Source organism: Protofrankia symbiont of Coriaria ruscifolia (assembly GCF_900634745.1).
In the GTDB taxonomy this organism is placed as follows: Bacteria; Actinomycetota; Actinomycetes; order Frankiales; family Frankiaceae; genus Protofrankia; species Protofrankia californiensis.
Map to the genome: position 1 here is coordinate 1 of NZ_CAAAFR010000180.1, position 11,131 is coordinate 11,131.

General features: G+C 66.0%; 6 protein-coding genes and 1 pseudogene. 6 read left to right on the top strand and 1 reads right to left on the bottom strand.

Annotated elements, in window-relative coordinates; all coding sequences use genetic code 11:
* Window positions 1-911: 911 nt before the first annotated feature.
* Window positions 912-1,067, bottom strand: a pseudogene (locus tag CV1CTNOD_RS20020) (transposase); the annotation flags it as partial.
* Between the two features lie 188 nt (window positions 1,068-1,255).
* Here CV1CTNOD_RS20020 and CV1CTNOD_RS20025 point away from each other — a divergent pair.
* From CV1CTNOD_RS20025 to CV1CTNOD_RS20055, 6 genes are all read left to right on the top strand, one after another.
* Window positions 1,256-2,770, top strand: a complete 1,515-nt coding sequence (locus CV1CTNOD_RS20025) for a transposase (protein ID WP_431607147.1) — start codon at window positions 1,256-1,258, stop codon at window positions 2,768-2,770.
* A 93-nt stretch (window positions 2,771-2,863) separates the two neighbouring features.
* Window positions 2,864-3,202, top strand: coding sequence for a group II intron maturase-specific domain-containing protein (locus CV1CTNOD_RS20030; RefSeq protein WP_131787547.1), 339 nt, complete (start codon window positions 2,864-2,866; stop codon window positions 3,200-3,202).
* 813 nt (window positions 3,203-4,015) lie between these two features.
* Complete coding sequence (locus CV1CTNOD_RS20035; RefSeq protein ID WP_131787548.1) at window positions 4,016-5,944, top strand: hydantoinase/oxoprolinase family protein; 1,929 nt, start codon at window positions 4,016-4,018, stop codon at window positions 5,942-5,944.
* On the top strand, window positions 5,941-6,300 hold the full coding sequence (locus tag CV1CTNOD_RS20040) for an acetone carboxylase subunit gamma (RefSeq protein ID WP_131787549.1): 360 nt from the start codon (window positions 5,941-5,943) through the stop codon (window positions 6,298-6,300). Before CV1CTNOD_RS20035 ends, CV1CTNOD_RS20040 begins: the two co-directional genes overlap by 4 nt.
* A gap of 3 nt (window positions 6,301-6,303) precedes the next feature.
* Window positions 6,304-8,430 carry a hydantoinase/oxoprolinase family protein gene (locus CV1CTNOD_RS20045; protein WP_131787550.1) on the top strand — a complete coding sequence of 709 codons (2,127 nt, stop codon included), beginning with the start codon at window positions 6,304-6,306 and terminating at the stop codon, window positions 8,428-8,430.
* 321 nt (window positions 8,431-8,751) lie between these two features.
* Window positions 8,752-10,983 (top strand): hydantoinase B/oxoprolinase family protein, encoded by a 2,232-nt coding sequence (locus CV1CTNOD_RS20055; protein ID WP_131787552.1) that lies wholly within the window; start codon window positions 8,752-8,754, stop codon window positions 10,981-10,983.
* Window positions 10,984-11,131 lie beyond the last annotated feature (148 nt).

The window sequence follows — 11,131 nt, forward strand, 5'->3', positions numbered from 1 at the left end:
GGGGCGACCCGTCTTCGGATCATGGAGAGTGTTGCTGTAGTACTAGACTCCCAGGATCTCTGATCCAGATCGTCATCGACGAAGGTCAGCATGGCAGTTCCTTTCATGGCTTTGCCCTCGTAGAGACAGCACGCCCAACATCTCCCTGGCCATGACATGACTCACCGTGACATTTACGCAGCCGAGACGAACGACTTCGGGTTGGAGCGGGCGGTAGCACCGGGTCGGGAGGTGATGCGCAGATGTCGGTGGAAATGTCGCTTTCTCGGTTGCGAATGGATCGGAAGCGCGGGGTGTTTGTCGGATAGCAATTACGGGGCGCACGGCGAAGCATGGTGTAATCATGGCAGGGTGGATTGGGCGGTTTCACCACTCATCCGGGTGGACTTGCCCCCGATTCAGGTGACGGACTCGGCTTTGATCTGGAACCGCTTCTTCGCCGCCATTCAACGAGGCGCCCACTGATGTTCCAGTGCTGTACGGAGTTGTTCCAGCGCTCTACGGAGTTCGTTTTCACAGCAAATGCCCGAATCCGGCCGCTCCGTGGCGCCGAGCGGGAGAACTGATCAACGTTCACGTCGGCCCGGTGTCGACCAGGGTGCCCCTTCTCTCTTGCGTGCCCTCACCGGAGGGTGGCCCACGCGCGGCCTTGGCGCAGGTGGCCCCCACCCCGGGACGTCAGGGCCCACCCCACAGGCCTCCGCGAACCACTCGAAGGAGTGGTGGAACCACATCTTCCCGTGTGGCCGTTCTTGCAACGGTTCCGCACGTCATCCTCCCCGGAGCTGACACGGCGCTGGGTCACGCCAGCGAGGTGGTGTACGAAAGGTGACATCGGTGTGATCTATGGTTATATTATGCAGTGAGTGCCGTGGCTGTCACGGCTATTACGGGCGTGTCAGGTGCATTGTTCACGCCGGCCTGCTCAAGGGTTTCCAGGCCCATATATTTCCAGGCCCATATATTTCCAGGCCCATGTAGCGGCGGGCTTCGATCCATTCATCGTGTTGTTCCGCAAGAACGGCACCGACGAGGCGTATGATCGCGTCACGGTTCGGAAAGATACCCGGCTCTATGCAGCTGAGCTGCGGACGTGTTTGATCAACTTCTCTCTGTGACCGCCTTGTTGTGATGGTGCGCGACCGTCCGTGGGTCGTAAAAAGGACGCACCCGCCCATCTGGCAAGATCATGACTTGTCTAAGGTCCATGATCGCCAGAGAACGGGTGCGTCTGTTGCAGAATATGGGGTGCGCGGTGGCCGGGTTGCCGGGCCTCGACGGCTTCGAGGCCGAGCAGGTGGAGCGGGAGGCGGACGGGTCCTTCTCGGTGCATGTGGTGTCGGCGCCGGGGACGGTGGCGTGCTGCCCGCGCTGCCAGGCCGAGGCGTCGCGGGTGTGGACGCGGGTCGGGCACACGGTGAGCCACCTCGTGCTGGTCCCGATGCGGGTGACCTGGCACAAGCGGGTGATGGCCTGCATGGCCGAGGGCTGTGAGCAGGGCCGTTTCACCGAGGAGGTCCCGCTGGCGGCGCGCGGCGGGCGGGTCTCGCTGGCGGCGCTCGGGCTGGTCGGCCATCTCGTCGGCGACGGGCTGGTCACGGTCGACACGGCCGCCGAGTGGGCCGGGGTCGCCTGGCACACCGCGCACGGCGCCTTCACCCGCCTCGCGGCCGAGGCTGGGATCGTCGCGACCGACCCGGCCGCCGTGACCGAGGCCCTGGCCGGCGACGAGGAACTGGCAGCCGAGGCTGAGCTCGTCGACGGGCCGGGTGTCGAGGACCCGGAGCGGGCTGGCTGCGCCCCGGCGGCGATCGACCCGGAGGTGCTGCTCATGCCGCGTTCGGTGCTCGGCCCGATGCCGCTGGTCCGGGTCCTCGGGATCGACGACCAGCGGCGCGGGGCCCGCCGCTTCCACACGGACCCGGTCAGTGGGACGTGGGTCGCCGACGCGGACCGCTGGCAGACGGTCTTCATCGACACCGCCGGTGGGCATGGCCTGCTCGGCATGGTCGAGGGCCGGCGCAAGGCCCCGGCCGTCGCCTGGATCCTTGCCCTGCCCGAGCGGGTGCGCGCCGGGATCAAGGTGGTCACGATGGATCTCTCAACCACCTACCGGGCCGTGGCCCGCGAGGCCCTCCCGCATGCCCTGGTCTGCGCGGATCTGTTCCATGTCGCGCAGCTTGTCAACAAGATGGTCGACGACGTGCGGCGCCGCAACTCCCACCGGCTGCGTGGCCGGCGCGGCCGCGCCCGCGACCCCGAGTACGCGGTCAGGAACCTGTTCAGGTGGGGGCCGCGGACGCTCTCCCGCCGGGGCCGCCGGCGCATCCTCGACACGCTCAGCGCCCTCGAGCTGGTCGATCCCCAGACCGCCAACGAGATCCGGATCGTCTGGACCGCGAAGAACCTGCTGCTCGAGGTGTTCGCGCTCGCCCTGTCCCGGACCGGCCGGGCGACCTGCCGCACCGAGATCGCCCACGTCCTGTTCCGGTTCTTCGACTACGTCGCGATCCTCGGCCGGGACATCCCCGAGCTGGTCACGCTCGCCGAGACCATTGACACCTGGCTGGAGGAGATCACGAAAGCGGTCCTCACGGGGGTCACCAACGCGGCAGCCGAGGGCGTGAATCGGATCACCAAACTCGTCTACCGCGGCGCCTTCGGCTTCCGTAACGTCACCAACCAGCAGCTCCGGGCCCGCTACGTCGCCTCTCGCGCTGCCCGCCCCGAGTGGCGACCCGGAGTCACCATCCACACCCTGGCGGCGTAATCAGACGACTACACCCGCACGCCAACTGCGAAGAGCCCGTTTTTGGGGTATACGTTCCGTCCCCGGAAAGCCCCGACGAAAGACGGTAGGAGCATGTTCACCGCTTTCCTGCCGGCGATGAGCGGGGAGGCCCTGAAAGATAAGGGTCGTACTGTCAGGCGCTGGCGGCTGCACTTGCGTACCACCTCGGACATCGGGGAACTCGCTGTGTGGATGAATCCTGTCGTCCGTGGCTGGATGAACTACTACGGCAGGTTCTACCGGACTGAGATGTACGTTCTCCTACGACGCATCAACACCTACCTGGTGCGGTGGGCACGGCGGAAGTTCAAACGGTTGAGGGCGTTCAAACGTGCCAAACGCTGGTGGAACGGGCTCCTGCGAAGGCAGCCCGAACTGTTCGCTCACTGGGCATGGATGCCCGAGTTCTGACGGATCAGGTGAGAAGAGCGGAGTGACGAGAGATCGTCACGCTCCGTTCTGTGGGAGCCCGGGGGTGAGATCCCCCCGACCCACGACGGCCAACCCCCGCACGCCCACAACCAGCCAAAACAGATCCCAGCGTCGCCTTGACCGGCCCCGCCCCTTCAGGGATGACCAGCGGCTACGCATCAGCGACGGGGGATTTTCGAATCAGCCACTCCGAACATAAGAGCGAACATAAGAGCAGAGCCCGGACGCGGCTTCGGAACCGTCAGCTCGATCGTTCCCGCCCGGGTGTCCCCTCCCGCGCCCGACATCCGTTCCGACGATTCACCCTTTCTGGTGAAACCTCCCCATTTCGGCGTTACGGATCCCGTCCACCTCGGCGCTCATCAACGCCTCCGCGAACGCCTTCCCATCGAGCCTGACAGATCCGGATCCGCCGCCGGCTCCTTGCCCGCCCACTCGCCATCCGGCACGGTCGGACGCACGGCCATCGTGATTCCTCTTCATCGAGTTGCTTCGCTCATTTCCCGTGAGGATCACGCGGTGGCCGTCCCACTTCCCGGGCTGCCACGTTGACATGTTTTCGATCGGCTACACTCTGTACGCTTCGTTCCCGGACTCAACTCTGTCCGCACGGTGCGCTAATCGTGACGTACGGGAGGGTGGCTTCGCGCAGGGTGCTTGACCACCCAATTCCCATCTGCTGGCTACTCGTAGGAGTGGTGCAACCACCCTTCGCCGGCTGCGATGTTGTGACCCACTTCATACGGCGATGGTGTTGTGACCCGCTTTATGTAACGAGCCGGCGGAGGGCTGATGGGAATCCTTGTCAATATCGACAACGGTGGCACGTTCACCGACGTGTGTGTGACGGATGGTGAACGCGTCGTGCATGCGAAGACGCCGACGACACCGCACGATTTAACGCAGTGTTTCGTCGACGGGCTACGGACTGTGTCCGACCGTCTGTACGGCGAGGAGGACACCACGCGCCTGTTGCGCGAGACGGAGTACCTCCGCTACTCGACGACGTCGGGCACGAACGCCGTGGTCGAACGGAAGGGCGCACCGGTCGGATTGCTGGTCGACAGCGGCGCGGAGGGGGATGTCTATGGAATTGTGAACCTGGTCGACGCCTCGCTGTGGCAGGCCATGGTGCCGCACGCCCCGGTCGGGATCGCGGTCGGTGCCGATGGGTCGGTGGGCCTGGACGAGTTCACGACCGCGATCAACGACCTGCTGGCGACGAGCGCCTCGCGGATCGTGATCGCCCTGCGGAACGCGGAGGCGGAGCGGGCGATCAAGAACCTGCTGTTGGAGCGGTACCCGAGGCACCTGCTGGGCGCTGTCCCGTTCACCCTGTCGCACGAGCTTGTGCACGACGTCGATGACGCGAGGCGTGTCCTGACCGCGGTGCTGAACTCGTATCTGCATCCGGGGATGGAGCACTTCCTGTATGGCGCGGAGAAGGCGTGCAAGTCCAACGGGCTGGCACGGCCGCTGCTGATCTTCCGTAACGATGGGGACTCGGCCCGAGTCGCCAAGACGACCGCGTTGAAGACGTGGGGTTCCGGGCCGCGTGGTGGGCTGGAAGGCAGCGTCGCCTACGCCTCGCTCTACGGTGCGGACGTGCTCGTCGGGATGGATGTCGGTGGGACCACCACGGACGTGTCGGTCGTGGTGGACAAGGCCCTGACGGTGCACGCGCACGGCCGGGTCGAATCGGCGCAGACCTCGCTGCCCATCCCGGACCTGAGCAGTGTCGGGCTGGGTGGCAGCTCGGTGGTCGCGGTCGTCGACGGTGGGATCCAGATCGGTCCGCGCAGTGTCGGGGCCGCGCCTGGCCCGGCGTGCTTCGCTCGCGGCGGCACCGACGCGACCGTGACCGATGCGCTGCTGCTCGCGGGCGCGCTGGACCCGGACAACTACCTGGGCGGGGATCTGAAGCTGGACCCGGCCCGGGCGGAGCGGGCACTGCTGACCCATGTCGGGGAGCCGCTGTCGTTGTCCGCCCATGCCGCGGCGCTCGCGGTGCTGCGGGCGTTCGAGGAGCAGGTGGGCGCTGCGGTAAAGACCATGATCGGTTCGACGGGTCGAGATCTCTCGGAGGCTACGCTGCTGGCCTTCGGCGGCGCGGGCCCCGTGCTGGCATCCGGAATCGCCAGGGCAGCGGGGATCACGCAGGTGATCGTGCCGCATCTGTCGGCGGTGTTCAGTGCCTTCGGTATCGGCTTCAGCGGGCTGGCGCACGAGTACAGCGTCCCGATGCCCGGCACCGGCGCCGACGTGGGTGCGGCACGAGACGACCTGCTGACCCGGGCGCGGCGTGACATGTTCGGTGAAGGCGTTTCCATCGACGAATGCACTTTCGAGACCCGCGACCGATTCATCTCCGACGGCGTGTTGCGGGACGAGAAGTGGCCCAACGGATCGTCTCCTGACACCGTGGGAGGCAAGGCCGACCGGCTGGTGGTGCGGGCCTCGCATCCGCTGCCAACCTTCGAACTCGCGGCCGACCAGCACGGCACCGTGCAGCCGGCGACCGCGGACGGATCGCGCAGCATCCGCCTCGCCGACGGCGACGAGCAGGAGGTGCCGGTCTACCGTCCGGAGAACCTGGCGCCGGGGCAGGGGGCCCAGGGGCCGGCGCTCGTCGCGGGCGACTACCTGACCTGTCTGATCGAGCCCGGGTGGGGGTTCCGGGTGAGCAGCAACTCCGACCTGATCCTGGAGGCCCAGCGATGAGCGACCAGCAGTCCTCGGTGAACATCACCGAGTATCTCGCGATCGATCTGGTGGCCGAGCGATGGGTGTGCCGGGTGTGCGGGCACGACATCGCGAACGCCCGCGAGAACTACAAGACCGGGTTGCTGGTCTACAACCGCGATCCCCGGGAGATTCACCGGCCGATCCTCGACGAGAGCTACGAGTTCACCTACGGCCCCGACCCCGCCTGGTGCCGGATCGTCGAATTCTACTGCCCGGGCTGCGCAACGCTGGTGGAGAACGAATACCTGCCGCCTGGTCATCCGCTGACGCACGACATCGAACTCGACATCGACTCGCTGAAGCGTCGTCACCTGAGTGCAGTGGAGGACTAGAAAATGCGGCAAGTAAGCGTTGACATCGGCGGGACGTTCACCGACTGCTTTCTCGTCTACGACGACGCCTACGTCGAGGCAAAGTCGCTGACCACGCACCACAACCTTGCCTCCGGGTTCATGGAGGCGCTGGCGCAGGCTTGCGCGCAGATCGACCTGGATGTGCAGACGGTGCTCTCGACCGTCGACGCGGTGCGCTACGCCACCACGCTGGGGACGAACGCGCTCATCGAACGCAGCGGGCCGTCCGTTGGCATCATCACCACCGCCGGCTTCGAGTGGAGCGTGCCGCTGATGCGGGCCCGTGGCTACGGCGACGGGCTGACCGAGGCGGCCCAGGTTAACCTGCCGGGGGCGGATCGGCCGGTCCCGCTGGTTCCGGTGACCCGCATCGCGGGCGTGCAGGAACGCGTCGACTACGCCGGCACCGTGGTGCTGCCGGTCGACGAGGACGACGTTCGCCGCCAGGTGCGGCGGCTGGTGGACGAGGGCGCGCAGGCGTTCGTGGTCGCGCTGGCCAACTCGGTGGTCAACCCCGCCCACGAGAAGGAAGTCGAGCGCATCGTCCTCGACGAGTATCCCACCCACCTGCTGGGCGCGATCCCGATCGTGCTGTCGCACCGGGTCAGCGGCCGCAAGGGTGAGTACACCCGCACTATGTCGTCGGTCATCGACGCCTACCTGCATGACCAGATGTACCACGGTCTGGGGTCGCTGGAGGTCGAGTTGCGCCGTAACGGCTACACCAAGCCGATGCTGCTGGTGCACAACTCCGGGGGCATGGCGCAGCTGAACTCGACCTCCTCCCTGCAGACCATCCACTCCGGCCCCGTTGCCGGGCTGGAGGCCACCAACTACCTGTCGGGCACCTACAACCAGCCCAACATCATCGCCACCGACATGGGTGGCACCAGCTTCGACATCGGCCTGGTGACCTCCGACGGGGTGAAGTTCTACGACTTCAACCCGGTCATCGACCGCTGGCTCGTGTCGACTCCGATGACCTACCTGCACACTCTCGGCGCCGGCGGCGGCTCCATCGCCCGCTACGACCGCCTGTGGGATGCCATCGAGGTGGGCCCGGAGAGCGCCGGTTCCGACCCCGGGCCGGCCTGCTACGGCCGCGGCGGGCGGCTCCCGACCACGACGGACGCCAACCTGGTGCTGGGCTACCTCGATGCGGACAACTACGCAGGTGGCACGATCAAGCTCAGCCTGCGCCGGGCGCAGCGGGCCATCGAGGAGCACATCTGCAAGCCGTCGGGGTTGAGCCTGATCGAGGCGGCGAAGGCCATCAAGCGCAAGGTCGACACGAACATGGCTGCGGCGATCTTCAAGGAGGTCGCGGTCAAGGGCTACAACCCGAAGAACTTCGTGGCGCTCAGCTACGGCGGCGGTGGTCCGCTGCACGCCTGTGGCTACGCGAACGAACTGGGCATCCAGAACGTGTTGGTCCCGCCGTTCAGCTCGGTGTTCTCCGCGCTGGGTGCGGGCAACATGAACCAGTTGCACATCCATGAGTCCTCGCTGTATCTGATGGTCTACGACGCCACCACGCGGCAGATGCTGGGCGACTACCGGGTCTTCAACGACAACGTGGCGGAACTCGCCGCGAAGGGCCGGAACGACCTGCTCCGGCAGGGCGCCGACCCGGCTGACATCCGCTCGCGGGTCGAGGTGGACATGCGCTACGGCAACCAGCTCGCCCAGATCGGTGTGGTCTGCCCGTTCGAGCAGCTCACCTCGCACCGGGACGTGATCGAGCTGCTGGACCTGTTCAGCAACCTCTACGCCCACCGGTACGGCGAAGGCAGCCAGGCACCCGAGGCCGGCGTGCGGATCAACGTCATCCGCGTGGTGAGCTACGTCGATCACGAAAAATTCGACTTGCAGCCCACCCACGCCGACCCTCGCCCGGCGCCGAGCCCCAGCCGGTGGCGGGAGTGCCACTACCCGGGCATCGACGGAGCGGTGAAGACCGCCGTCTACGACGTCGCCGTCCTCGACGAGGGCCATGTCGTGGAGGGCCCCGCCTTGGTGGAGACCCCGCGTACGACCTACCTCGCCGAACCCGGGTGGCAGCTGACGGTCGGACGCACCGGCTCCGCGGTGCTCGCCAAGACCATCTGAGCGGGCGGAGAAAGAAACTGGCGACGATGCCAGCAACCATGCAAGCGCTGGCGTTTCTCGGTCTTGGCAAGGCGGGTGTCATTGAGAAGCCCATACCGTATCGGAGTGGACGCCGCGATCGAAGCGCTCGGTTCCCCGGTGACATTCGGCCGATGACGACCCATGAGTTCGGGTTCGACGAGGTCGAACCCGAACTCAGTCTGATGGAAACGAAGGGGGACGGCATCATCAAACCCCTCGTCCGTTTCGCGTAGCCCATGCGGGGCCTGAGAAGCCGCTCGCCATCCTTGCTAGACACGTCTCACCGGAAGGTGCATCGTTATGAGCCAATCTGATAACGCTGACGACAAGTCGCTCATCGAGAAGTTCCTCGAGGAAAACGTCCTGTTCCTCGGGCCCGATCCCGAGATCATGAGCAACCACCATCTCGCCCCGGAGTCACCCCTCGAGACAGAGGCTCTGGCGCGGTTCACCGACCCCGAAGCGATCAACCTGCTGCGGCACAAGCTGCAGACCGCGTGTAACGAGTCGTTCGGCATGGTCGAGCAGATGGGCGCGGCACCGGGAGCGAAGGCTGGCGACCTGATCTCCGGCGTGTGGACCGCCTCCGGTGATCTTGCGCTGTCCAGCGTGGGCGGTGTCCTGGTGTTCTCGGTGCTGACCCAGCACCCGGTGAAGTTCATCCTCAAGTACTGGGCGAACGAACCCACGGTCGGGATCCGTGAGGGCGACGTCTTCATGCACAACGATGCCCGCTACGGCAACGTCCACAACACCGACCAGAGCATCGTCATCCCGGTCTTCCACGACGGCCAGCTGATCTGCTTCACCGGCGCCATCGTCCATGAGGGGGAGAACGGCGCGACTGAACCCGGTGGTATGCCCTCGGCGGCGGAGTCCCCGTTCGACGAGGGCCTGAAGTTGTCGCCGATCAAGGTGGGTGAGAACTACACGTTCCGCCGCGACCTCATGACCTTCCTGCAGAACTCGGTGCGCGAACCGAAGCTGCAGCTGGAGGGCATGAAGGCGAAGCTGTTTGCGGCGGTACGGATGAAGGACCGCATCCAGGACGCCATCGCCGAGTACGGCGTCGACGCGGTGGCCGCCACGTTGCGTCGCACCCTGACCGACACCGCCGCAGAGGTCCGCCGCCGGCTGCGGACGTGGCCCGAGGGCACCGTGCGGCAGAACGTCTTCCCGGACGGGACACTGCGGGAGAACTGCCTGGTCAAGATCAGGCTGGAGATGACCAAGAAGGACGACGAACTGATCCTGGACTTCCGGGGTTCCTCTCCGGAGTTCTTGAACCGGGCCAACAACACGATCCTTTCGTCGATGAAGGGAATGCTGGCCCAGGAGTTCCTTACGTTCGTGTGGCCGGACCTGCCGCGGAACCAGGCCGTGTTCGAACCGATGACCGTCATCACCGACCCGAGTTCGGCGCTGGACTGCTCGGCCCAGGCGCCGAACGCGCAGAGCATGATGACGTTCTTCCCGAGTTTCACCGCGGCGCAGCTGGCGGTACCGAAGTTCCTTTTCAGCGCGGGCGAGCGGTCAACCGACGTCATCGCCGGCTGGTACAACATGATCGTCACTTTTATCTACGGCGGCGTCACACAGCACGGCGAACTGGTGGGCAACCTGTGTGCCGACCTCAACGGCATGGGTGGGGCCGCGCGGGCCAACCGGGACGGTGAGCACGCGGTCGCCCCGATCTTCGCGCCCATGGCCGACATCGGTGAGCAGGAGCTCTCCGAGGAAGAAGTCCCGTTCCTCAAGATCGTGCCGAACAGGGTTATGCGGGACAACCAGGGCTTCGGCAAGTTCCGCGGCGGCCAGGGCTACCAGCAGATCGCCACCGTCAAGGACAGCGCCCTGTGGGGCTTCATGGTGTGCAGCATCGGCTCGAAGTTCCCGAGCACGCACGGCATTTTCGGCGGCTACGGTCCGGGCACCTTCCCGCTGTGCAAGATCAAGAACGTCGACATCTTCAAGGTGATGGACAACCAGCGCGAACTGCTGCGCTACACCATTGAAGAGCTCATGAACGACCGTCCGTTCCCCGAGGCGACCTACTCGACGCACCACATGGGCCTGCAGTTCGAGCTCGCCGACCGCGGCGAGCTGTACATGATCACCCAGGGTGCCGGTGGCGGCTACGGTGACGTGCTCGAACGCGACCCTGAGGCGGTGGCCGCCGACTACCGTGACGGCTTGGTGTCCCTAAACACCGTGCGCGACATCTACCACGTGGTACTCAACCCGGATACCGCCGCGGTCGACGCCGAGGCCACCTCGGCAGCCAAGGACGCCGAGCGGGCCGCTCGGCTGAAGCGGGGCAAGCCGTATGCGGAGTTCGTCAAGGACTGGGAGACCGAGACACCCCCGGCCGACGTGCCGTTCTTTGGCTCCTGGGGCGACCCCCGCGTGCTCTTCCGGGGCACCCCGGAGGACACCTGCCCCGCGGACGCGATCATGTCGGTCATGATGCCCAACCCGAAGGACGTGCGGATCGCGGAGCTGGAGGCCAAGCTCGCGCAGCTGCAGGGCTGACGGTGCGGGATTGACGAGAACGGCGGGAGAACGATGAAGGCCTTGGACGACTGGGTCCACGCCAGGCGCGACACTCTGACCTGGTTGGACTGCGACCGGTATGTACCGGTATGTGTGGTCGGTGTTCGCCGGCGCGCCCGACCGCTGG